Annotated in this window: 23 protein-coding genes; 12 read left to right on the forward strand and 11 right to left on the reverse strand. The window is 50.2% G+C overall.

Annotated features, from left to right (window positions below; all coding sequences use genetic code 11):
* Nucleotides 1-11: 11 nt before the first annotated feature.
* Both hrpB and JYB87_RS15280 read right to left on the reverse strand, forming a co-directional pair.
* A complete protein-coding gene (hrpB, locus tag JYB87_RS15275; RefSeq protein ID WP_207354309.1) occupies nucleotides 12-2,537 on the reverse strand; it encodes an ATP-dependent helicase HrpB in 2,526 nt (841 codons plus the stop codon).
* 79 nt (nucleotides 2,538-2,616) lie between these two features.
* Entirely contained in the window at nucleotides 2,617-4,818 is a 2,202-nt protein-coding gene (locus JYB87_RS15280) for a putative bifunctional diguanylate cyclase/phosphodiesterase (RefSeq protein ID WP_207354310.1), read from the reverse strand.
* Between the two features lie 96 nt (nucleotides 4,819-4,914).
* Here JYB87_RS15280 and thpR point away from each other — a divergent pair, with 96 nt between their 5' ends.
* On the forward strand, nucleotides 4,915-5,448 hold the full coding sequence (thpR, locus tag JYB87_RS15285) for an RNA 2',3'-cyclic phosphodiesterase (protein ID WP_207354311.1): 534 nt from the start codon (nucleotides 4,915-4,917) through the stop codon (nucleotides 5,446-5,448).
* Between the two features lie 21 nt (nucleotides 5,449-5,469).
* Here thpR and JYB87_RS15290 read toward each other — a convergent pair whose 3' ends face one another.
* Together JYB87_RS15290 and pepB are read right to left on the reverse strand one after the other, a co-directional pair.
* Nucleotides 5,470-5,934 carry a GNAT family N-acetyltransferase gene (locus JYB87_RS15290; protein WP_207354312.1) on the reverse strand — a complete coding sequence of 155 codons (465 nt, stop codon included), beginning with the start codon at nucleotides 5,932-5,934 and terminating at the stop codon, nucleotides 5,470-5,472.
* A 107-nt stretch (nucleotides 5,935-6,041) separates the two neighbouring features.
* Complete coding sequence (gene pepB / locus JYB87_RS15295; protein WP_207354313.1) at nucleotides 6,042-7,322, reverse strand: aminopeptidase PepB; 1,281 nt, start codon at nucleotides 7,320-7,322, stop codon at nucleotides 6,042-6,044.
* Nucleotides 7,323-7,467: 145 nt separating this feature from the next.
* Here pepB and sfsA point away from each other — a divergent pair, with 145 nt between their 5' ends.
* The 8 genes from sfsA (at nucleotide 7,468) to JYB87_RS15335 (ending at nucleotide 14,161) form a co-directional block, all read left to right on the forward strand.
* Nucleotides 7,468-8,172: a DNA/RNA nuclease SfsA gene (gene sfsA, locus JYB87_RS15300; RefSeq protein ID WP_207356731.1), complete on the forward strand. Its 705-nt coding sequence runs from the start codon at nucleotides 7,468-7,470 to the stop codon at nucleotides 8,170-8,172.
* Between the two features lie 169 nt (nucleotides 8,173-8,341).
* Complete coding sequence (gene dksA / locus JYB87_RS15305; protein WP_207354314.1) at nucleotides 8,342-8,785, forward strand: RNA polymerase-binding protein DksA; 444 nt, start codon at nucleotides 8,342-8,344, stop codon at nucleotides 8,783-8,785.
* Between the two features lie 54 nt (nucleotides 8,786-8,839).
* Nucleotides 8,840-9,718, forward strand: coding sequence for a tRNA glutamyl-Q(34) synthetase GluQRS (gluQRS, locus tag JYB87_RS15310; protein WP_207354315.1), 879 nt, complete (start codon nucleotides 8,840-8,842; stop codon nucleotides 9,716-9,718).
* A 186-nt stretch (nucleotides 9,719-9,904) separates the two neighbouring features.
* Nucleotides 9,905-11,230 (forward strand): polynucleotide adenylyltransferase PcnB, encoded by a 1,326-nt coding sequence (locus JYB87_RS15315; protein ID WP_228730021.1) that lies wholly within the window; start codon nucleotides 9,905-9,907, stop codon nucleotides 11,228-11,230.
* Nucleotides 11,230-11,718, forward strand: coding sequence for a 2-amino-4-hydroxy-6-hydroxymethyldihydropteridine diphosphokinase (gene folK, locus JYB87_RS15320; protein ID WP_207354316.1), 489 nt, complete (start codon nucleotides 11,230-11,232; stop codon nucleotides 11,716-11,718). Before JYB87_RS15315 ends, folK begins: the two co-directional genes overlap by 1 nt.
* A gap of 78 nt (nucleotides 11,719-11,796) precedes the next feature.
* Nucleotides 11,797-12,591: a 3-methyl-2-oxobutanoate hydroxymethyltransferase gene (panB, locus tag JYB87_RS15325; RefSeq protein WP_207354317.1), complete on the forward strand. Its 795-nt coding sequence runs from the start codon at nucleotides 11,797-11,799 to the stop codon at nucleotides 12,589-12,591.
* A 20-nt stretch (nucleotides 12,592-12,611) separates the two neighbouring features.
* Nucleotides 12,612-13,457, forward strand: a complete 846-nt coding sequence (panC, locus tag JYB87_RS15330) for a pantoate--beta-alanine ligase (protein ID WP_207354318.1) — start codon at nucleotides 12,612-12,614, stop codon at nucleotides 13,455-13,457.
* 173 nt (nucleotides 13,458-13,630) lie between these two features.
* Entirely contained in the window at nucleotides 13,631-14,161 is a 531-nt protein-coding gene (locus tag JYB87_RS15335) for a DUF4124 domain-containing protein (RefSeq protein WP_207354319.1), read from the forward strand.
* Here JYB87_RS15335 and JYB87_RS15340 read toward each other — a convergent pair.
* From JYB87_RS15340 to mpl, 5 genes are all read right to left on the reverse strand, one after another.
* Nucleotides 14,158-14,928 (reverse strand): ABC transporter permease, encoded by a 771-nt coding sequence (locus JYB87_RS15340; protein WP_207354320.1) that lies wholly within the window; start codon nucleotides 14,926-14,928, stop codon nucleotides 14,158-14,160. The two genes, JYB87_RS15335 and JYB87_RS15340, sit on opposite strands and share 4 nt — an antisense overlap.
* On the reverse strand, nucleotides 14,925-15,860 hold the full coding sequence (locus tag JYB87_RS15345) for an ABC transporter ATP-binding protein (RefSeq protein ID WP_207354321.1): 936 nt from the start codon (nucleotides 15,858-15,860) through the stop codon (nucleotides 14,925-14,927). The genes JYB87_RS15340 and JYB87_RS15345 overlap by 4 nt, the downstream gene beginning before the upstream one ends.
* An 87-nt stretch (nucleotides 15,861-15,947) precedes the next feature.
* Entirely contained in the window at nucleotides 15,948-16,478 is a 531-nt protein-coding gene (gene hpt, locus JYB87_RS15350; RefSeq protein ID WP_207354322.1) for a hypoxanthine phosphoribosyltransferase, read from the reverse strand.
* A gap of 7 nt (nucleotides 16,479-16,485) precedes the next feature.
* Nucleotides 16,486-17,115, reverse strand: coding sequence for a flavin prenyltransferase UbiX (locus JYB87_RS15355; protein ID WP_207354323.1), 630 nt, complete (start codon nucleotides 17,113-17,115; stop codon nucleotides 16,486-16,488).
* Nucleotides 17,112-18,491 carry a UDP-N-acetylmuramate:L-alanyl-gamma-D-glutamyl-meso-diaminopimelate ligase gene (gene mpl, locus JYB87_RS15360; protein WP_207354324.1) on the reverse strand — a complete coding sequence of 460 codons (1,380 nt, stop codon included), beginning with the start codon at nucleotides 18,489-18,491 and terminating at the stop codon, nucleotides 17,112-17,114. The genes JYB87_RS15355 and mpl overlap by 4 nt, the downstream gene beginning before the upstream one ends.
* Before the next feature lie 244 nt (nucleotides 18,492-18,735).
* Here mpl and JYB87_RS15365 point away from each other — a divergent pair, with 244 nt between their 5' ends.
* The 3 genes from JYB87_RS15365 to JYB87_RS15375 are packed head-to-tail and all read left to right on the forward strand — an operon-like array spanning nucleotide 18,736 to nucleotide 21,566.
* Nucleotides 18,736-20,067: a Na+/H+ antiporter NhaC family protein gene (locus JYB87_RS15365; RefSeq protein WP_207354325.1), complete on the forward strand. Its 1,332-nt coding sequence runs from the start codon at nucleotides 18,736-18,738 to the stop codon at nucleotides 20,065-20,067.
* A 57-nt stretch (nucleotides 20,068-20,124) separates the two neighbouring features.
* Nucleotides 20,125-20,802, forward strand: coding sequence for a hypothetical protein (locus tag JYB87_RS15370; RefSeq protein ID WP_207354326.1), 678 nt, complete (start codon nucleotides 20,125-20,127; stop codon nucleotides 20,800-20,802).
* 11 nt (nucleotides 20,803-20,813) lie between these two features.
* On the forward strand, nucleotides 20,814-21,566 hold the full coding sequence (locus tag JYB87_RS15375) for a pseudouridine synthase (protein ID WP_207354327.1): 753 nt from the start codon (nucleotides 20,814-20,816) through the stop codon (nucleotides 21,564-21,566).
* A gap of 54 nt (nucleotides 21,567-21,620) precedes the next feature.
* Here JYB87_RS15375 and fba read toward each other — a convergent pair whose 3' ends face one another.
* Nucleotides 21,621-22,685, reverse strand: a complete 1,065-nt coding sequence (gene fba / locus JYB87_RS15380; RefSeq protein ID WP_207354328.1) for a class II fructose-bisphosphate aldolase — start codon at nucleotides 22,683-22,685, stop codon at nucleotides 21,621-21,623.
* A gap of 169 nt (nucleotides 22,686-22,854) precedes the next feature.
* A complete protein-coding gene (locus JYB87_RS15385; RefSeq protein WP_207354329.1) occupies nucleotides 22,855-24,030 on the reverse strand; it encodes a phosphoglycerate kinase in 1,176 nt (391 codons plus the stop codon).
* Nucleotides 24,031-24,068: the final 38 nt, after the last annotated feature.

Below are 24,068 nucleotides of genomic sequence, written 5' to 3' on the forward strand. Positions count from 1 at the left end.
AATCTTTGCGTCTACTGATTCAGTGTACGTTTCTTAGTAAATTTTGTCGGTTGCGTGTTGGCGGGATCATCCGGCCATAAGTGCTTAGGATAGCGACCTCGCATCTCCTTTTTAACCTCAACATAAGGCCCAGCCCAAAAACTGGCCAAGTCAGAGGTTAACGCTAACGGTCGCTGAGCGGGCGACAGTAACTCCATCGTGACCCCCAGCGTGCCGTTCAATAGTTGTGGGCTTTGCGCCATCCCGAGCGCCTCTTGCAGTCGCACACTTAACAAGGCGCGGCCACTTTCATCATAACGAATGGGCGCATGAGTTCCGGTGGCCATTGGCCAGCGCTCTGGCAGCCACTGCGCTAACTGCTGCCGCTGCGACCACTCCAGTGTATTCAGCAGAATATGCGTAATATCAAGAGCTTTTAGCTGTGTCACATTGCGCACTTCGGTTAGATAAGGCGCTAACCAGGTTACTAGGTTATCCAGCAACCAAGCATCATTAAAGTCGTTGAAACTTTGGTCAATGGATCTTGCAATGGTTAACCTGTACTGCAGCTGTCTTACGCTATCATCGATATTGAGTACAGTTAAACCTTTACGGCTAACATAATCGATAAAGCCAGCAATGCGGAGAACATCACTCAGCGGCATAACCTCGGTTTTGAGCACCAATTTGCCCAAGCGCAGCTGCTTTTCAGCCTGCATGCGGCCACGCGCTTCATCCCACTGTGCAATCTCTTGCCACTGACACAGATAGTTAAGCTCTTGACTGAATAATGCGATGGGCAATTCACACGCCAGCCACACTCGTCCGGCGCTGCGCCCCTGCTGCTCTTGAAAATCGGCCACCACTAACCAGTCGGCTTGATTCAAGGCTTCATCCTGCGCCAACTCTACGCCAGTGCCGTTGGCTAACAAAAAGCCTTGCTGACCACGTGCTTTGGCAATCCGATCAGGAAACGCAAATGCCAATAACATAGCCACATCGTAGCTGTTAGCCGCGCGCAGCAACTCAGCCGGCGCTTGGCTGATATTGAACTTTTGCAGCCAGTTACGGCACAGCCGCCCCGCCAGCCCCGTGGTGGCATTGGCAAGACTGCGTTGAATATCGCAACTTGCCCCGCTGACATTGGCATCTAACAAGGCTGCCAGCAAACAGGCCAAACCAAGTAGCTGCGGCTGTTGGCGGCTTGTGGCCAACGCTTGGGCTTTGACCAACATATGCGCCAAACGCACTGAAGCCCCGAGTCCATATGCTTGGCGGCCAATCGCAGTGATATTGCGTTGACCATCCACCAGCTCAAGGCTTTGCAGCAATTGCCAAGCGACCATTTCATTGGCGGCATTTGGTGGTGTCAGCAGCATTAACTCGCTAATCGACTTAACGCCCCAGTTGGCGGCTTCAAAGGCCACACCGAGCAGATCACTGGTGACGATTTCGGGTTCGTCAGCACTGAGCAAACGTTCCTGCTCCTCAGCACTCCACAACCGCAAACAAAACCCGGCACTTAAACGTCCCGCGCGACCACAGCGTTGAGTGGCCGAGGCTTGGCTAATTCGTTTCAGACTTAAACGCGTGACCGCCGTCTTGGGATTAAAGCTGGCTTGGCGTTTATAACCACTGTCCACCACCATGGTGATGCCTTCAATGGTCAAGCTCGACTCGGCCAAATTGGTGGAGAGCACCACCTTTTGTTGACCGGCAACTGCGGGCGCAATGGCGGCGTCTTGCTCAGCAGCATTCAGCTCACCATATAGAGGAAAGATCTTCACCTGCTCGCCAAGGCGGCCAGTGAGATATTCCGCCAGCTGTAAAATCTCCCGTTTACCCGGCAAGAATGCCAGCAGTGAACCGGCGGCTTGCTCGGCGCTGGCGCCTAACGTCAGCGCTGTATCTGCTTGCATCAGGCTGGTAATCATACGCCCCATGTGCAGTAACCAGTCGGGTAAGTGACTTTGTCCTGCCAGCGGCTTGGGCGCCTGATAGGCGATGGTCACAGGGAAACTACGCCCTTCACTCACCAGCTTGAGCGCATTCGGCATCAAGCTCGCTAATGGCAGGCCTTGCAAAGTGGCCGACATAGCAACAATGGTGAGATCGTCCCGCAATGATTGTTGTACTTCTAACGCCAACGCCAAGCCGAGATCGGTACTCAAATGTCGCTCGTGGATCTCATCAAAGATGATCATCGCCACGCCATCCAAGGATGGATCTTGCTGGATCATCCGTGTGAGAATGCCTTCAGTAATGATTTCCAGTTTGGTGGTGCGCCCGACCCGGCTTTCACCACGTACCCGATACCCGACCTCATCACCTAAGCTTTGTTGGCGCTGTTTAGCCAGAAAGCTGGCAATACTGCGCGCGGCCACTCGCCGCGGTTCCAGCAGCAAAATCCGCCCCGCAATTTCGGGCCAATCCAGCATGGCGTAGGGCAACGCAGTAGACTTACCTGCGCCAGTTGGCGCTTCAATAATCAGTTGCCTTTGGCTTGGTAGCGCTTGACGCAACGCTGGCAGCAGGGCTTGGATGGGAAGATGATTCAAAAAATCGACCGCAACTCGCTAATGAAAAAAGCTAGTGTACTCAGTTTGCCAATGGCTGGCTAACGCAGTGGCCGATTTGTTAGCCAACTGATTGCGGTGAGGTGGGCGCTTGCGGCAATAGAGTGGCAATGTCGTCTAATGGCATCGGCTTATGAATGGCATAGCCTTGGGCGTAATCGACACCAATCTCAGCCAACTGTTGATAGATTTGCTCAGATTCGACGAATTCGGCCACGGTTTGAAACTGCAGATCTTTGGCCAACTGACACACCGCCGAGACAATGGCGCGATCGGCGGGGTCATCACAGAGATTAACCACAAACTGCCCATCAATTTTTACGTAATCCAGTGCCAGCTTTTTCAGGTAAGAAAAGGAGGAAAATCCCACGCCGAAGTCATCCATCGCCAGCTTACAACCTAAAACTTGTAACATATCCAGTAGCTGACAAGATTGCTCTACTTGGCTCAACATGGCGGTTTCGGTGATTTCAAAACAGAGTTTTGCTGCCAATTCTGATTCAGCAAGCAACTGATTTTGCAGCCACTCCATAAATTCCAGTTCACCGATTGAGGCGGCAGAAAGGTTCACGGACAACTGTTCACACTGTTGCCAGAGTTCGGGGTGAGCATTGCCCCAACGCAACAGATGATCAATCACCCAGCGATCGACCCGCGATACCAAGTTGTAGCGTTCAGCAGCGGGGAAAAACACCCCTGGTGACAGTAACTCACCGTTTTCGCGCCGCATACGCAACAAGATCTCCAAGTGCAGCCCCTCACCTTTGCCTTTGATTGAGCGGATCTCTTGGAAGTAGAGCTGAAAACGATCATTGGCGAGCGCTTCTATAATCTCTAGCGAAGCGGTCATCTCTGTATAAAAACGCTTAAAGCGATTATCGCGTTCGTCATAGATTTGGTACTGATTACGGCCTAAGTCTTTAGCTAAGCGACATGCTGCATCCGCCTGTGCCATCACCGCATAGATATCCTCTTCACTGCGCTCTAGTGGCGCAATGCCGATGCTGGCTGACACTTTATGGTCGCGCCCTTGCCAGCGAAATTCATGGCCGCGGATCTGACCACAGATCCGTTCGGCAATCACTGCGGCAGAATCTCGATTGCAGGCGTGCATTAAAATCGCAAACTCGTCGCCGCTAAGGCGAGCCACGATATCGCCTTTACGTACCAGCAGTTTGAGTCGTTCGGCCACTTGGCAGATCAAGCGATCGCCCGCCATATGGCCACTGATATTGTTGATCACTCGAAACTGATCTAAATCGACAAAAGCGATGCACACTGGCGTTTGTTGGCTCTCCATTAATAGCCGTTGCAACATATCTTCAAAATGTGCTCGATTAGGCAACCCAGTGAGCACATCATAGTTGGCTTGAAATGAGAGTTCTGAGGCCAAACGACGCCGTTCACTGACATCCTCGGCAATCACAATCAAATTTTGTCGGTCACTTTGGGCAGGGTATAAGCCTAGCCGTTGCCAACTCAGCTCGGCACCGTGGGCAATGCCGACCTCACACCACGCTTGGCCAAGTACCCCATCGCGCACCATTGACAGCGTTTCGCGCAGATTCTCGCGATCTTCTTCCCGCACCGATTGCAGCAGGTTGGGGTTATCACTGGTCAGTAAGGTGAGTTCGGCGATGCGATTCATCATCACCAGCTCATCGCGGCGATTCAGTTGGGCACAAGCTAACGGTAATTGATGAAATAACTCATGATAACGCCGTTCACTCAGCAGTAACGCTTGGGCAATGCGGGTCAGCTCCATGGCGGACGCAATTAAGGCTTGCGCGTGCTGCAGTTGCTCAATAAACCCATCACTCCATTGTTGCTCTTGCTGACAATCAACTGCGCCCAAGGCAATTAAGGTGTCGCCCAGTTTAACCGGCGGTAACACTACTAAGCTTTTGACATGCCACTGCCGCAACATCTGCTTTTCTAATGTCGCGTCTTTGGGGAGTTGCGCTAACGAACTCAACACAAATAATTTGGATTGCTTCACTAATTCGCGAAAGAACGGGGTTTTACCGAGCGCCCATTCCCGCACACCTTGGCCGCTATTGAATTGCGGTTTGAGATAGAGATTACGGGCGCTCAAATGGCCACGAACAGACAGCGGTGACAACACAAATACCCCATCACAGGCCAATTGGGCCGTGATTAATTCCAACGCGCGGTCTACATTTTGTTCAAGTGTTACCAGTGGGGCATCACTGAAAAGTTGCATCAGCGTTTGTTGTAACGGGGCAGTAAACTGCTGCGCCATGCGTGCCCTCCTATGTGCGCTGAAACTAAGACATTCCCTTAGTTACAGCCTAGTATAGTTGAGCCAATTTGGTAGCTGAGCGACAAAGAATAGCCAATGAATATCGATCAAAAACGCCTGTTTCTCGGATTTGGATTGAACGATGCCCAAGTGCAGCGACTGACAAGGCTGCAAAGCGCCTTTGCAACCGATGACTTCAAGCCAGTTGCAGCGGCGAACCTGCATATGACCTTGCTTTTTTTGGGCAACGTCACCGACGAGCAACAACAGCGATTACAGCAGTACATCGACAGCTTGCTGTTGCCGCGTTTTACTCAGCCTCTCAGTCAGTTAGATTTTTGGCCCAAACCGAAAATCCTCTGTCTGCGTCAAGCTGAGGTGGCGCCGCCATTGCTGGCGATGCAGCAGCAAATCGCCGCATTTGCCAGTAACTTGCTGCCGTTACAGCAACACGACAGTTATCGCCCGCATGTGACCCTCGCTCGAAAAGCGAAATATCTGCCAACACTGGCGGCTAAAAGTATTCCACACATCAGTTTAGCGCCGACGGCATTACAGCTGTATCAATCGATTAACTTAGGTGCAGGGGTGCAATATCCCATTCTACAAAGCTGGCCACTACGTCAATGAAGTTATGGGTGATTAAGGCTGCTATTTCAGCGACTTTTCCATCAATACGCTGGGCAAGCTAATTCCCGCTGGGGAATGATAGGTTTCATGGCGAACAATACGATAACCACAGCGTTGATAGAAGTTCACCGCATTGAGGCTGGCATCCAAGGTAAGTGATTTGATGCGGCGCGATTGCGCCAGTTGTTCGAGATGGGTCAATAGTTGCTGCCCAAGCCCTTGCCCCATAAAGCTTGGCAACACAAACAGGCCTTCAATCTTATTGCTATCCTCATCTAGCATGCCGACTGCAACCAGCTCTGCATCGATTTCAATGCCATAAAAGCCACGCGCGACGAGTTCTGCAAAGCCTGCTGGGGTTTCGTAAGGGGTCCAAATCTGCAAGGTTTTGGCATCGTAAACCTTGGCACAGCCCTGTAAGATTGCGGCATTGCGCAGCTCCCAGACCTCATCGGCATCCAGCCGTTGTAATTTTCGAATATTCACACCCAGTTCCCGTGATTAGATTGCGGCCATAAAAAACGCCCGACTGCCGCCGAGCGTTTTCATCTGTATTGAAGCAAATTTAACGGGAGAGGTCTAATGGCACGCCATTACTCTGCATCTAACAACTGAGCGATGGTCAACATGCCGTGGGTTGTAGCACCCGCCGCCCACATGGCTGAGGCATTGTCTTCAAACGCTGCCGCCAAATCGATATGCAACCAATCCGCTTGTGGCGAGACAAAGCGCCACAAGAACCCAGCTGCATTAGACGCACCGCCCGGACCACCACCTTTAACAGCACGGCTGTTGGCCGTATCTGCATAAGCTGATGGGCAGGCATCTTGATGCCAAGGATCTAATGGCAACGGCCAGACATTTTCCGCCACTTCTGCCGCTTTTTGTTGGGTCAGTTTTAATACTGATGGTTGTGGGGAGAAAATCGCGTTGTATTGACTGCTCACCGCCATCACAGCAGCGCCAGTCAGGGTTGCCGCGTCAATAATAAAGCGAGCGCCTGATTCACTGGCGGCTTGCAGACCATCAGCCAGCACTAACCGACCTTCCGCATCGGTATTCACCACTTCAACTGTCGTGCCGTTTTTGTAGGTCAGAATATCGCCCAGCTTGTAAGCACGGCCACTGACCAAGTTTTCCGCACAGCAGAGGTACAGTTTCACCCGTTTGTTTAAGCCTTTTTGAATCGCCAAGCCCAAGGCGGCGGCGACAGTTGCAGCGCCCCCCATGTCGGCTTTCATGCCCAACATGCCTTCTGAACTTTTAAGACTGTAGCCACCAGAATCAAAGGTGATCCCTTTGCCGACCAGCGCCACAGACACGGGCGCATCAGTATCAAACGGGTTGTAATCTAACTCGAGCATGGCGGGATGACGTTCACTACCACGGCCGACGGCGTGGATCCCAATCCATTGCTGTTGCAACAACTCATCGCCACTGATGATGCGATAGCTCACCTTATCTGGCGCTAATGCACTTAACCATGCTGCGGTGTCGCTCGCCAGTTTGACGGGATAGAGATTTTCCGGCGTTTCATTGATCAGCTGACGTGCAAAGTCGGCACTTTTGGCGCGTTGGTAAAGTTCCGCGGTTAATGCGGCATCGCCACACCACACCACTTGGAAACCACCTTTGGCGGTAACAAAGCCTTGATAGAAGCTCCACTGCCGATCTATATCCCAACCGTCGCCGGTTAATGCTACAGCAGCAATACCTTGGCTGCGTAATTTACGCGCCGCCATCTGGATTTGGCGCAGTGGCATTGCAGATTTTAAGTGGATGGTGGCAGTTTGCTCATCAAAGCTCACATCCGCTTTGCCCCAATAGGCTGGCGCTGCTTCGTTCGACAACACCACATTCAGTAATTCGTTCATCGGATTTCCTTTCATCACTGATGAAAATGTGGCGACATTGTACAGCAAATTGCAACGCTTACCGAATAGCCGCCGCTAAAGCGCGAGTTGTCTGAGGGGAAAGCGACTGCTAGGCTAACCTTTTTCAATGAATTGGCTGCAGTTGATGCATTTTGATCCCCCATTACAGCAAGGGCGTTTAATCAAGCGTTATAAACGTTTTCTGGCCGATATTGAGCTTGCCGATGGCAGCATCACTACCATTCATTGCCCCAATACCGGGTCGATGAAGAACTGTCTATTTCCTGGTGAGCCAGTGTGGTTCAGCGTGTCAGACAATCCTAAACGCAAATATCCGTTTACCTGGGAGTTGATGCAAACCAGCAGCGGCGAGCTGATTGGCATCAATACTGGCCGTGCTAACCAACTCGCTGAAGAGGCCATTCTCCAAGGTGTGATTACTGAACTGCACGGCTATAAAAGGTTGCAGCGGGAAGTGCGTTACGGTGAAGAAAATAGCCGAATCGACATTAAGCTCACAGAGGGTACACAGCCCGATTGCTATGTTGAGGTGAAAAGTGCCACTTTATTAGACGCTGGACACGGCTACTTTCCCGATGCTGTCACTGAACGTGGACAGAAACATCTAAGAGAATTAATGGCGGTGGTCAAAAATGGTCAGCGCGGAGTGCTATTGTTTATAGTACAACATACTGGCATCAAAGATGTTGCCGCGGCTAAGCAGATCGATCCCGCCTATGCCGAATTACTCGACACAGCAATATCCGCGGGTGTAGAAGTATTAGCCTATTGTAGTGAGCTGAATAATAACGAGTTTAGAGTGAGTAATTCAGTGCCATTTTTGCGATAAATTCAAAAGAAAATACGACTAAAGTTGGCGCTATTACGATTTAGCAAGCATAGTCAAATATATTGTTATCGATATGTGGAAATGTTTGCCTAGGTATTCTTAATCTGCTATATGTAGCGGCCGTTTATTGAAAACGCCCTATGACGCAAATGAAAACAGGAGATGCGTTATGCCTGAAGGCACTAAAACACTTGGTGTACTCGCTATCGCTGGTTTGAGCCCTTACCAGGAATCTCCCGGTGAGGAGTATATGAACCCAAAACAATTGGGTCATTTCAAAACCATACTCGAAGCCTGGCGTAATCAACTGCGTCACGAAGTGGATCGTACCGTTACCCATATGCAGGATGAAGCCGCAAACTTCCCTGATCCGGTCGATCGCGCAGCGCAGGAAGAAGAGTTCAGCTTAGAACTCCGCGCTCGTGACCGTGAACGTAAGTTGATTAAAAAGATTGAAAAAACACTACAGAAGATTGAAGAAGATGATTTCGGTTTTTGTGAATCTTGTGGTGTTGAAATCGGCATTCGCCGTCTAGAAGCTCGCCCAACCGCCGATCTTTGCATTGACTGCAAAACCTTAGCAGAAATCAAAGAAAAGCAGATGGCAGGTTAAGACGTCGCTTCAGGCGGGACATGATGCAGTCCCGCTCTTGCGATTGTGTGTCCTATGTCCGATAAGCGCGTTTCTCCCTATGTCGGCCGCTTTGCGCCGTCCCCCTCTGGCTCACTTCATTTTGGCTCTCTGGTCGCTGCTCTCGGCAGCTATTTACGTGCCCGTTCTCTCGCTGGCAAGTGGCTATTACGCATTGAAGATATTGATCCGCCAAGAGAAGTTGAAGGTGCTGCCGACGATATTCGGCGCACATTAGAACTGTTTGGCTTTGAATGGGATGATCGCGTCCTTTATCAAAGCCAACGTTTTGATGCGTACGATGCCACCATTAACGCTTTTTTAGCCGATCAACAAGCCTATTACTGCCACTGCTCTCGTAAACAGATCCAGCAAGAGATGCATGGCATTTACGATGGTCGTTGTCGCCACGCCCATCATAGCGATGGCGCAGTACGCTTATATAACCAACACGCAGTGGCCGAATTTAATGATCTATTGCTGGGTAAGATTCAGGTGCCGACGGAGTTCGCCAGTGAAGATTACATTATTCAGCGTAGCGATGGCTTATTTGCCTACCAGCTGGCGGTAGTGCTGGATGATGCGCATCAGGGTGTCACGGAGATTGTCCGAGGTGCCGACTTATTGGACGCCAGTTGTCGGCAATTAACCCTCTATCGCCAATTGGGGTTAGCGGAGCCAAATTTTATTCATCTGCCGCTGGCCTCCACCGAGCCAGGCTTTAAGTTATCCAAGCAAAACCACGCCACGGCACTCAATAAGAAGCAGCCGCAAGCCGAGTTAGCCGCCGCACTCGCCTTTCTTGGGCAAGCGCCAGTAGACACTGATAGCCCGCAGCAAATGCTGGCACAGGCGATAAATCAGTTCCAACTCAGCGCCATTCCTGCGAAAACCGAAATACTCATCGGTCACTGATATACTCATTAGCCTGCAATTGGTATATGATAGCGGCCAGTTTTTTCCGCCGATTATGTGTTAATAATTCAGAGGTGTACTATTTTTCGCCGTATCACGCAGTTCTGTAAGCAGTTGTTTGACGACGCTCAGACGGCCAAAAATCCCCAATCTACCCATGAAGATGGTTTGCTCAGCCTGGAGATCATTCCCCGGGACGGACACAACATATCTCGTCGTCAGATCAGTGAAAACGCACTCAAGGTTTTGTATCGCTTGCATAAAGCTGGTTACCAAGCCTATTTAGTCGGTGGTGGCGTGCGCGATTTGTTATTGGGGCACCAGCCAAAAGATTTTGATGTGGTCACCGATGCCACACCGGAAGATATCAAAAAACAGTTCCGCAATTGTCGCCTAGTCGGCCGTCGCTTCCGCTTGGCCCACATTATGTTTGGCCGCGAGATTATTGAGGTGGCCACTTTCCGTGGACATCACACCGAAACCAACGACAAGATTTCCAAAACCAACGCCTCTGGCCGTTTGTTGCGCGACAACGTTTACGGCAGCATTGATGAAGATGCTCAACGCCGCGACTTTACTGTGAACGCACTGTACTACAACATTGGCGACTACAGCATTCGTAGCTACGGCGGTGGTATTCAAGATCTGAATAATCAAACCTTACGTTTGATTGGCGATCCAGAAACCCGTTATCGCGAAGATCCAGTGCGGATGCTACGTGCGGTGCGTTTTGCAACCAAGTTAGGCATGCGCTTAGACGAAGCAACAGCCGCGCCGATTAAATCCTTGGCACCGCTGTTAAAAGACATTCCGGCCGCTCGCATGTACGAAGAAGTGTTGAAGCTATTCTTCGCCGGTAAAGCGGTACAAAACCTGCGGATGTTGCGTGAGTATCATCTATTTGCACCACTGTTCCCGTTGGTAGAAGCGCAACTGCATGATGAGCCGAAAGGCCCAGCCATGCGCCTGCTGGCCGAAGTGATGCAAAATACCGATGCCCGCATTGCCGAAGACAAGCCAGTGACGCCTACCTTCTTCTATGCCGCCATCTTGTGGTATCCGCTGCAAGCTCGGGCACAAGATATCGCCCTCGAAAGTGGCTTGAGCCCTTATGACGCCATGTTTGCTGCCATGGGTGATGTGTTTGAGCAGCAATGCCAAACCATCAGCATTCCACGTCGCTTCAGCGTACCTGCGCGCGATATTTGGCAGCTGCAACAACGTTTTGAACGTTCTAAAAATGGCCGAGCCATTAAATTGCTAGAACATCCAAAATTCCGCGCCGCCTATGACTTGCTGTTATTGCGTGCCGTGGCAGAGGGCGGAAATACGGCCGCGTTAGCCGAATGGTGGCAACAGTTTGTGGAAGCGGATGATGAGCAACGTCAACTGCTGATAAAAGGTGGTAGCAATAAATGTGGTCAACGTAATCGCAGTGCACAACAACGCCGCCGTCGTCCACCGCGTCGTAATGGCAACAAACCCGCCGATGGTAATGGGGCCGCTGAATAATGCCACAAGTGTTTGTCGCTCTCGGCGCTAACCTTGATCAGCCAGTAAAACAACTCGATGCCGCCAGCCAAGCACTGGCGACATTGGCTGAACCCGACAGTTATCGGATATCCAGCTATGTGCAATCCAAGCCCATGGCAGACATGGACCAACCCGATTACATCAACGCCGTTGCCACATTCACTACCGCGCTTGAACCGTTAGCGCTGCTTGATGCATTCCAAGCGATTGAGATCAGCCAAGGCCGCGAGCGCCATGAGCGTTGGGGCGCACGTACACTCGATTTAGATTTATTGCTGTACGATGAGCTGCAATTACAGCACCCTCGCCTCACCATCCCCCATTACGACATGCAACAGCGTGCATTTGTGTTGCTGCCACTTTATGAATTACAGCCGGATTTGATTTTGCCAGATGGTACTCAGCTTGCGGCGCTTATCACTGAAGCGATGCGCCAATCACTGCATCCTTTACAAACGCCTGTCTGAGATTCGACAGCGAATGATTGCGCCAACTTGATGGTTGGCATATAACACTGTTCACTCTTGCACTAGAAGATTATTTTTATGTCAAAAGTCACTGCTGCAACCCTGCTGAAATTCAAGCAGGAAGGAAAAAAATTCACCTCACTGACTGCTTACGACGCCAGCTTTGCTGCTGCCTTTGATGAAGAAGGGGTTGATGCGCTGTTAGTCGGTGATTCATTAGGCATGGTGTTGCAAGGCCATGACGATACGCTGCCAGTTACCGTAGACGAAATTGTCTACCACACGCGCTGCGTACGCCGTGGTATTAAGCGTGCACTGTTGATTGCCGACATGCCATTTATGTCATACGCGACCCCAGAACAAGGCATGGAAAACGCTGCGAAACTGATGCAAGCAGGCGCCAACATGGTCAAGCTGGAAGGTGGCGAATGGATGTTGGAAACCGTGAAAAAGCTGACAGAACGCGGTATTCCTGTGTGTGCCCATATTGGCCTGACTCCGCAATTCGTGAACGTGTTTGGCGGTTTTAAAGTACAAGGCCGCGATGAAGACAACGCCAAGCGAATTCTCAACGAAGCCATCGCCTTTGAAAAAGCCGGTGCGCAACTGATTGTATTGGAATGTATTCCAGCTAAATTGGCCAAAGATATTACCGTAGCGGTGCAAATTCCGGTGATCGGTATTGGCGCGGGTAAAGATACCGATGGCCAAATTTTGGTGATGCACGATGTGCTCGGGATCTCCAGCGGCTATATTCCACGTTTTTCAAAAAATTATTTGCTGCAAACTGGGGAAATTCGCTCTGCTATTCGCGCTTATATTGAAGAAGTGCAGCAAGGTACCTTCCCTAGCGAAGAGCATATTTTTAACTGATTCAGCAGGACAGGTTCATCATGTTAACAACTGCTAAAGTTGACGAGATCCGCGCCCGTATCAAAAGCTGGCGTATTCAAGGTGAAAGTGTGGCGTTTGTGCCGACCATGGGCAATCTGCACCAAGGCCATGTCACGCTGGTGAAAGAAGCGAAGCAACGCGCCGATCATGTGGTGGTATCAATTTTTGTTAACCCACTGCAATTTGGTCAGAACGAAGATCTCGACGGCTATCCACGGACGCTGGAAGCAGACAAAGCCAAGTTGGTCGATGCCGGCTGTGAAATGCTGTTTGTGCCCACTCCAGCGATTATGTATCCCAAAGGTCTTGAGCAACAAACCTTTGTTGAAGTGCCGGGGATCTCCAACGAACTGTGTGGCGCAACCCGTCCAGGTCACTTCCGCGGCGTAGCCACTGTGGTATGTAAGCTGTTTAACATCGTCCAGCCAGATATCGCCTTGTTTGGCCGTAAGGACTATCAGCAATTACAAGTCATCCGCACTATGGTGGAAGACCTGTCGTTGCCAGTAGATGTAATTGGCGTGGATACTGTGCGTGAGGCGTCCGGCCTTGCCATGAGTAGCCGCAATGGCTATCTCACTGCTGAAGAGAAAGCAAAAGCCCCAGCGCTGAAGCAAGCGCTAGACGCCTTGGCTACCGCCATCAAGGGTGGCAGTGACATTAATGCCGCGATTGCTCAGTGCAAAGCCAGCTTAACCGCGGCAGGGTTAACCCCTGATTACATTGAAGTGCGCAACGCCCACACCTTGGCTGAGGTTCAAGCGGACGATAAAGCCCTGGTAGTACTGGCCGCCGCCTACCTAGGCAAGGCCAGACTGATCGATAACCTGCCGTTTAATCGATAACGCCGAACATCTTTGTAGACGCCCAGCCACGCAGGGCGTTTTTGTTTTTTATCTCGTTGAGATTAATGTCAAAAATCTGAATCATGCCAATTATTTGACACCTTGTGTTATTGCTTTTTTACCACGATTGCGCCACATTGCATCTTTAGCAAACAATTTTCTCGGTAGGCGGCATGGAAGGCCTTTTTATATATCGACTGTTTTCAATTTCTGGCCAGTTTGGATTACTTGCCAGTGCACTATTATTTGTTATCCCTTCGGCATCAGCCGCCACCGTATACAAGTGTGAAAAACAACAAAAAGTCATCTATAGCCAACAACCATGCGAAGCTGACTACAAAGAGCACCGAGTTGATTATAAGTTTGGTGTGACCACCATTACCGATTCCGATGAAGCCAATAAAGACCCCATCCAAAAGTTGCTAGAAAATCGCAACCTGTCGCAGGAAGAGTTTATTAAACAGCTGGAGCAGGAGATTTTTCGGCTGAATCAGCAGAATAGTTATATCGATTTGGTACGTGACGCTGAGCTAAAAAAACTCGAACGCCAACATTTTTGGCATAAAAAAGAAGAAGATAAAATCGATTATCAACAACAAGTACAGTACTTGAATAACTATTACGATGAGCAACTGCGCTACAACAACAAGAAACTGAGCTTGTTGTTGCAGCACAAAGAGCAGGCGCTCAGCAATAGTGATTAGCTGCGCAAGCCGATGCCGCGAGACACCAGATAGTAAGCCAATCCCCACAACGCCACACAGAAGATGCCGATCACCACTAACGATGCGGCCACACTGATATCGGCAAAGCCTAAAAAGCCGAAGCGGAATACGTTAATCATGTACACCACAGGGTTGAGCTTGGACACGCCTAACCAAAAATCTGGCAACAGCGACAGAGAATAGAACACCCCACCCAAGTACGTTAACGGAGTCAACACGAAGGTAGGGATAATACTGATGTCGTCAAAACTCTTGGCAAATACCGCGTTAATTAAGCCACCCAAGGAAAATAACATAGAGGTAAGGAAGATGGTCAGCATCACCAAAAACGGATGTTGTGGCTGAAAATCAACAAAGAACATCGCCACTAAAGTGACAATTAAGCCCACCAATAACCCACGTGCGACACCGCCGGCAACATAGCCACCAATCATCACTAAATGTGGCACAGGCGCGACCAGAATCTCTTCCAAATTGCGCTGAAACTTGGCACTGAAGAACGACGAGGCAACGTTGGAATAGGAGTTAGTAATCACTGACATCATGATCAGTCCCGGTGCGATAAACTCCATATAGGACACACCACCCATCTCGCCAATGCGACTGCCGACTAAATTTCCGAAGATCAAAAAATACAGCGTCATGGTAATCGCTGGCGGTAGCAGGGTTTGAATCCAAATCCGTGTAAAACGGGTGATCTCTTTGATCAGAATGCTTTTAAAGGCGATAAAGTACAAACCTCTCATGCCTTACCTCCTTTGGCGTTTTCTACCAATTCGACAAACAACTCTTCCAGTCGGTTAGTTTTATTGCGCATTGATAGCACTTCGATATTTTGTTCAGTCAATGCGGCAAACACCGCGTTCAACCCTTGAGCTTTAGCCACATCCACTTCAAGCGTGGTGGGGTCTAATAGGCGGCCAGTCATGCCGCCGAGCGCCGGAACCGCCTCAATCGGCTGTTCTAGGTCGAGCACGAAGGTTTCCATATCCAGCTTGGCCAGCAGCGCTTTCATGCTGGTGCACTCCACCAGCACACCCTTGTCGATAATGCCGATATTACGACACAACATCTCTGCTTCTTCGAGATAGTGCGTCGTCAAAATGATAGTGACACCCTCTTGGTTAATCTGCTTAAGGAACTCCCACATTGAGCGGCGCAGTTCGATATCAACCCCAGCGGTCGGTTCGTCAAGGATCAGCAGTTTAGGGTTATGCATTAAGGCACGGGCAATCATCAAACGGCGCTTCATCCCGCCCGACAGTTCGCGGGCGCGGGCATTACGCTTTTGCCATAAATCCAGCTGTGATAGATACTTTTCAGCCCGTTTAAAAGCTTCGGCGCGCGGCACGCCGTAGTAACCCGCTTGGTTCACAACAATTTGGAGGGGGGTTTCAAATTGGTTGAAGTTAAACTCTTGCGGTACTAAACCAATGCATAGCTTGGCTTGTTCGAGATGCTGATCGATGTCCAAACCAAATACGCGGACCTTGCCGCTGGTTTTGTGCACTAAGGAACTGATAATGCCGATCGATGTCGATTTACCGGCACCATTGGGGCCTAACAGGGCAAAGAAGTCACCCTCTTCCACCTGCAGGTTAATCCCTTTCACGGCTTCAACGCCGCCTTTATAGGTTTTTTTAAGGTTGTCCAGTTCCAACGCCAGACTTTTGGTCATGTCGTTTACCTCTGTCGAATGAAACAAAACTCCCGCGGAATGCGGGAGCCTTTTTATAAGAATGAGAATATGCCGAGATGGCTGCGGTTATTCTTGTGGAATCACCTTGGCGATGTAAGGCAGATTGCGATATTGCTCGGCATAGTCGATGCCATAACCTACCACAAATTCATCTGGGATAGTGAATCCCACAAAATCGACCGGTACGTCGACTTCGCGACGATCAGGTTTATCCAGCAGCGTGCACAAGGCCAAACTTTTCGGCTCACGCAAACGCAGCATTTCACGTACTTTATTGAGCGTGTTACCTGAGTCGATCAGATCTTCCACAATCAATACATGGCGACCATCGATATCTGACTGCACATCTTTAAGAATTTTGACGTCGCGGCTGCTGGTCATCGAGCTACCGTAGCTAGAGACTGCCATAAAATCGATCTCAACATGGCCTTTGATGCGGCGGCATAGATCAGCCATAAATACCACTGAACCTTTCAGCAGTCCAACCATCAACAGCTTGTCGCTGCCTTCATAATGCGCGTTGATTCGCGCCGCTAACTCATCCAGTTTTTGATCGATTTCTTCTGCAGAAATCATCATTTCTGTGGTGTGTTTCATAGCCATCTCAGTCTTGTAAAGCCTGCTGAGGTGTGTTGTAACCCCAACGTCCAGTTAATGAATGCGCGATGCCCAAATGATCGAGAATACGAGCGACGACGAAGTCTATCAGATCTTCGATCGATTTTGGATGGTGATAAAAGCCCGGTGCTGCCGGCATGATAACCGCGCCCATGCGGGTTAAGTTCAGCATGTGCTCTAAATGAATCGCATTAAACGGCGTTTCCCGTGGCACCAAGATCAGTTGCCCGCGCTCTTTAAGCACCACATCGGCCGCACGCTCCAGTAGATTGTTGCTCATGCCGGTCGCCACCGCCGCCAAGGTGCCCGTCGAACAAGGACAGATCACCATCTGCTTCGGCGCCGCCGAGCCAGATGCTGGCGGCGAAAACCATTCATCTTTACCGAGCACAGTTAGCGTACCCGTGCTTGGCATAATGGCGCGCAGTTGCTCGGTGGCCTTTTCTGGCGCGGCACTGAGCTTAATATCATTCTCAGTGGCCAACACCACCCGCGCTGCGCTCGAGATCATCAAAAACACCTGATAATTCGCCGCCAATAAACACTCAAGTAGTTTCAGCCCATACGGTGCGCCCGAGGCTCCCGTCCATGCTAAACTAATGGTTTTGTTGCTCATGCGTTCTCCGCAAATTTGTGTTCAAGCGCGGCAATAATTTTGCCATGCACGCCACCAAAGCCGCCGTTACTCATCACCACAATCGCATCGCTCGGCTTGGCCTCGGCAACAACGGTATCGACCAAGCGCTCGAGTTCAGCATAGACGCTCACAGGAATTTCAGCCTGCTGCATCGCGCTTTGAATATCCCAATGCACGTTATCGGCTTGGTAGAGATAGGCAATATCAGCTTGATTCATCGAAGCCGCCAAGGTGTGCTGATGCACGCCGCGCTTCATGGTATTCGAGCGTGGTTCGAGCACCACCAAAATCCGTTTGTCACCCATGTTGGCGCGCAGGCCATTGAGCGTGGTGGCGATTGCCGTCGGGTGGTGGGCAAAGTCATCAAACACCCGCACATCATGCACGTTGGCCAGTAACTCTAAGCGGCGTTTCGGTGGAATAAATTTGCTCAATGCTGCAATCGCATCCGCTGGTAATACGCCCACATGGCGCGCCGCCGCAATGGCCATAGTGGCGTTTTCCATATTGTGACGCCCCAAAAGTGACCAAGTAAGCTCACCTTGCTGTTCGCCATTGAGACTGATGGCGAAATGATGGCCATCTGCTGCCAACGGCTTAGCGTGCCAGTTCCCTTGCGCATCTTCATGACTAAAGGTTTCTTGCTCGCTCCAACACCCTTGGGCTATCACGTCGCTCACTGCTTGGCTATCGGCCGGCCAAATCACTCGGCCTGATTGCGGCACTAAGCGCATCAAGTGATGAAACTGCTTTTGAATCGCGGCCAGATTGTCAAAGATATCGGCATGGTCAAACTCAAGGTTGTTGATCACCAAGGTGCGCGGCTGATAGTGAACAAACTTAGAGCGCTTATCAAAAAAGGCGCTGTCATATTCATCGGCTTCGACCACAAAAAAGGGTGAGTCACCAAGGCGAGCAGACACACCAAAGTTCAGCGGAATACCACCAATTAAGAAGCCTGGCTGATAGCCACAATCTTCGAGAATCCACGCTAACATGCTGGCCGTTGAGGTTTTACCGTGAGTGCCCGAAACCGCTAACACCCAGCGTTCTGGCAGAATATGATCATGAAGGAATTGTGGCCCGGAGGTATAACGCATGCCCTGCTCTAGCACGGCTTCGACACAAGGATTACCCCGGCTCATGGCATTGCCAATCACCACTAAATCTGGCGCTGGTTCGAGCTGCGCCGGATCAAAACCTTGAATCAAGGCAATACCTTGCTGTTCAAGTTGGGTGCTCATTGGGGGATAAACGTTTGCGTCAGAGCCGGTGACCTTGTGGCCCATGGCGCGCGCTAACAACGCTAACCCGCCCATAAAGGTGCCGCAGATACCAAGAATGTGAACGTGCATGCATAATTCCTGCTGAAAAGTCTGAGGCTTATTCTAACGATCCCGCTTGAGCTTGTCAGTGAATGGCAGCTGTCATGGGCGGATAAATTATAAATAGAAGTAAAAACATCTAGACGGCTAAATTGACAAAAAAGGTGCTTTTTTTTATGCTGGCGCAACATTGGCGAGTGCTGTTTATCTGTACGCCGCCACACGAATGATAACCCCCATCAGGTGAGCACCTGATCATAAAAGAGATTCCGTTTTGTCTAACGCTACTGCTGCGCCAGTAAAGGGCTCATTTGTTGCTCTACTGCCGCTTTTGATATTTTTGGTGCTGTTTATTGGCGCCGGTGTCTATTTCCAGTCAGAAGGGGTGGATTACGCCTTCTATCAACTGCCTGCACCTATCGCGATTATTCCGCCGATTATTTTGGCGATTATCCTGTCAAAACAGCAACTCAATGCCGCACTAGAGACCTTCATGCGCGGCATCGGCCACAGCAATATTATTGCGATGTGCTTGATCTATTTGCTGGCGGGCGCCTTTGCGTCGGTAGCAAAAGCTACAGGCGGGGTCGACGCGACTGTCGCACTAGGCTTGCAGTTCATTCCCGCGCAATTTTTGCTGCCGGGCTTTTTCATTATTGCCGCCTTTATTGCTACCGCGATGGGCACCTCGATGGGCACCATTGCTGCCGTGGCACCGATTGCATTTGGTGTGTCAGAGGAAGCCAATATCTCTCATGTACTGATGGCGGGTGCGGTGATGTCTGGCGCACTGTTTGGCGATAACTTATCCATTATTTCCGACACCACCATTGCCGCCACGCGTACCCAAGGCTGCGGCATGAAAGAGAAATTCCGCGAAAACTTGGTGTTCTCGATTCCCGCCGCCATTATCACTTTACTGCTATTTGCCTTTGTTTCTGATGGTCAAGCGCAGATAGCCCCGCAACAGGTCGATTTTATCAAGGTGCTGCCTTACCTCAGCATTCTGATTTTGGCCGTTGCCGGACTGAACGTGTTTGTGGTGTTAACCCTTGGCATTCTGTTGGCAGGAATTGTTGGCATCGCCACCAGTGACTATCAATTTTTGCAGTTCACCAAAGATATCTACGCAGGCTTCACCAATATGCAGGAAATCTTTGTGCTGTCGATGTTTGTTGGCGGCTTGGCAGCATTGATGCAGCAACAGGGTGGATTGGCCTTTGTCAGTGGCATTATTGAAAAGTTGATCAGCCGTTTTTCTCGCAAACAAGGCGATGCTTCCTGCCGTGCAGCTGAGCTGGGGATGGCGGGAATTGTGGCGGTGACCAATGCCTGTGTTGCTAACAACACTGTGTCGATTGTGGTCTCTGGTGAGATCGCTAAACAGCTGGCACAAAAGCACGAGGTATCTGCTAAACGCGCGGCCAGTGTGCTGGATATCTTTGCCTGTATTATTCAGGGCTTAATTCCGTATGGTGCTCAGGCACTGCTGGCGGCGGCCAACTTTAAAATTTCTCCGCTGCAAGCAGTATCCTGTGTTTGGTATTGTATTATACTGGCTGTTGTATCACTGGCAGTGATCGTCTTTCGCCCAAGAAGCGACTGATTTTAAATAATTAATCTACGCCAAGGGATGGCTGGCAATTATTATGCGAGCGATTTTATGTCTGCTTACGAGCCATTCCACCAGCATGATCTGACCCGATTTGCCTACTATTGCTCATTATTAGGCGTGGTGATTGCGGTATTGGGAATTTTTATTTCCATCTTTGCCGCAATTAGCCAATTGGGTATCAATGTACTGCAGATGCGCATTGATCAACTAGGGGATTACCTCAACTCCCCGCTCGCCTACGTGTTTAATATTTCTTTACTGCTTTGTGGCGCCTTCTTTACTTTTGCTATGGGCGGTTTGATTCGACAACGCTTTAGTCACAGTGCGGATTTGCTCGCCATTTTTGGTGGTATTACCGGTATGGGATTAGTGATCGTGGGCTGGTATCCCTATAACGATATTAAGCCGCATCAAGTGGGTGAACTGATCTATGTGGTTGGCAGCATTCTGGTGTTTAGTATGCTGATTTACAGCTTTTTTTACTGCAAAATGATGTGCGGGCGCATCACGTTAGGGCTCAGTATTTTAGGCTTGATCAGCGGCATCGAACTGCTGCGGCATGTGAACCTTGGCGATCTTGATTATCACGTATGCGATCATGGCGATTGCTACCTTTATCCGGTCATGTGGTTGCACTCGCTAATGGCCATTTTCACTGCACTGTCGATGGCATCAACCGTGATGCGTTTAGGTGTCTCGCGGCAACAGCTTATCTCTGAGATATGAGCTTCGGAAATATGAGCTCTGACAACCCGCCCTTGGCGAATCAACCTGTCACTGTGCGCTTGGCGCATTTTATCGCACTTGCGGGAGTCTGCTCTCGCCGTCAAGCCGCGCGCTTGATTGAGCAGCAACGCATTACCGTAAACGGCGCGCTTGGCACCCATCAGCAACGGATCGACCCCAATAGTTCAGTGCAAGTCAGACTGGATGGTGAACTGCTGTGTGGCCAGGTCAGCCCTATCTACTGGCTATATCACAAACCTGTCGGCATTGATTGCCGCTTACTCCAGCATGATCCAACTAGCTTATGCCATCAATTACCGCCAAGCAGCCATTGCTATCCTATCGGTCGGCTCGACAAGGACTCCCGCGGGCTGTTACTGATCAGCAATGATGGCACCCTGACCCAGCGTTTACTGCACCCGGATTTTGAGCATCATAAATGCTATCAGGTCACCGTTGATAAACCGCTAACTAGGCATTTTTTGGAGTCAATGACTGCAGGATTAGACTATGGCGAGGGGTTAACGCGGCCATGTCAGTTGCAGCAGTTAAGCGAAAACCAGTTTGAAATTTGCTTAACCGAAGGCAAAAAACGGCAGATCCGCCGCATGAGCCGCCATCTAGGCATGCGGGTCACCGATTTGCTGCGAACCCACATTGGCGAACTGGCGTTGGGCAACTTAGCTGAGCATTGTTTTCGCGCGCTTACCCGTGAAGAGTATCAACAGCTGATGGCGCTCAAGCACTCACAACCCGCGACATAACGTTGAAATAACAAAGCCCGCGACCGCGGGCTTTGGATATTGAGCTCAGACAGCTTACTTGATCTGTGGATCTAACTCGCCAGTTTGATAACGCTTGTACATTGCCTGCAATGACAGCGGTTTGATTTTTGAACCCATGCCAGCAGTACCAAAGGCTTCATAACGTTCAGTACAGACTTCTGCCATCGCATCCATTGACGCTTTAAGGAATTTACGTGGGTCAAATTCACTTGGGTGTTCCGCCATAAATTTACGGATTGCCCCAGTAGATGCCAGACGCAAGTCAGTATCAATGTTCACTTTACGCACGCCGTGCTTGATACCTTCAACAATCTCTTCCACCGGTACACCGTAAGTTTCCGGGATTTCACCACCGTATTGGTTGATGATCTTCAACCAGTATTGTGGCACTGAAGAAGAACCGTGCATCACCAAGTGGGTATTCGGAATACGCGCGTGGATCTCTTTGATACGATCAATACGCAGCACATCGCCAGATGGCTTTTTGCTGAACTTATACGCACCGTGGCTGGTACCAATTGCGATGGCTAACGCATCAACGTGAGTATCAGCAACGAATTGCGCTGCTTCATCAGGGCTGGTTAGCAGTTGGTCATGGCTCAAAATACCAGCTGCACCCACACCATCTTCTTCACCGGCAGTACCGGTTTCAAGGCTACCTAAGCAACCGATTTCACCCTCAACTGACACACCACACGCATGAGCGAAAGCTACAGTGCGACGAGTCACATCAACGTTATATTCGTATGATGCTGGGGTTTTACCATCGGCCATCAACGAGCCGTCCATCATCACTGATGACATACCCAACTGGATTGAACGCTGACAAACATCTGGGTGAGTACCATGGTCTTGGTGAATACAGACTGGAATATCGGGATACTGCTCCAGTGCTGCTGCCATCAAATATTTTAAAAACTGTGGGCGAGCATACTTACGCGCACCGGCAGAAGCTTGCACGATAACTGGGCTATCGGTGGCTTCAGCAGCCTGCATAATGGCACGCATTTGCTCGAGGTTGTTTACGTTAAACGCTGGAACGCCGTATCCGTGTTCCGCCGCATGGTCCAACAATTGACGAAGGGAAATTAGGGACATCTCTTCTTATCTCCATAATGAGGTGAGGGTCAGTCACCGATGTCATTATTTGAATTGTGCTGCTCAGCGCAATCATTTGCCTGAGCCAATGGTTATTGCTGCTCACGGTCGTTGCCGCGGCTTATCGTTATATAAATGCTCCCGGTCATTGCCGGGAGCTTATGGTTATTTAGTTACCGCGTGCAGTGAGCATAGACACTGCAGGTAGCTCTTTACCTTCAAGGAATTCCAAGAAGGCACCGCCACCAGTAGAGATGTATGACACTTTGTCAGCAATCTCATATTTATCAACCGCAGCAAGGGTGTCACCACCGCCGGCGATTGAAAACGCAGGTGATTCGGCAATCGCTTGGGCGATACGCTTAGTACCTTCACCAAACTGATCAAATTCAAACACGCCAACCGGGCCATTCCATACGATGGTGCCCGCTTCCATGATGATTTTAGCCAAGGTTTCAGCACTGTCAGGGCCGATATCGAAAATCATATCGTCTTCAGCAACCTCGGTTACTGCTTTCAGGGTCGCTACGGCTGATGGGCTAAATTCTTTACCGGTGACAACGTCAGTAGGCACAGGAATATCACCGCCACGGCTTTGGGCATTCGCCACTAAGCGCTTGGCTTCATCGATCAAGTCTGCTTCGTAGAGTGATTTACCCACACCATTGCCTGCAGCGGCAATAAAAGTGTTGGCGATACCACCACCGACCACCAACTGGTCAACGATTTTTGACAGGCTTTCAAGCACAGTAAGTTTCGTTGAAACTTTAGAGCCACCCACAATCGCCACCAATGGACGTTTTGGATTGTCCATCGCCTTGGCTAATGCGTCGAGTTCAGCCGCCAACAGTGGGCCAGCACAGGCGATCGGCGCATGAAAACCAACGCCATTAGTTGACGCTTCGGCACGGTGCGCCGTACCAAAAGCATCCATCACATAGACGTCGCACAGGGCGGCCATTTTTTTAGACAGGGCTTCGCCGTTTTTCTTTTCGCCTTTGTTAAAGCGAACGTTTTCAAACACAACAACTTCACCTACTGCAACTTCAACACCGTCCAGATAGTCAGTTGCGAGGCGTACCGGGCAATCCAATGCCTTCGCCAAGTAATCAACCACAGGTTGCAGTGAAAATTCAGGGTTATATTCCCCTTCGGTAGGACGACCGAGGTGTGACATCACCATCACCGCCGCGCCTTTTTCCAGCGCCAGCTTGATAGTAGGTAACGACGCACGCAAACGTGCATCACTGGTCACCACACCGTCAGCCACAGGAACGTTAAGATCTTCACGGATAAGTACGCGCTTGCCCTGAAGATCCAGTTCCGACATTTTAATAATTGCCATAAGTTAGCTTCCTTAAGTACACAAAAACAATTCGGTTT

The sequence above is a fragment of the Shewanella avicenniae genome, assembly GCF_017354945.1.
In the GTDB taxonomy this organism is placed as follows: Bacteria; Pseudomonadota; Gammaproteobacteria; order Enterobacterales; family Shewanellaceae; genus Shewanella; species Shewanella avicenniae.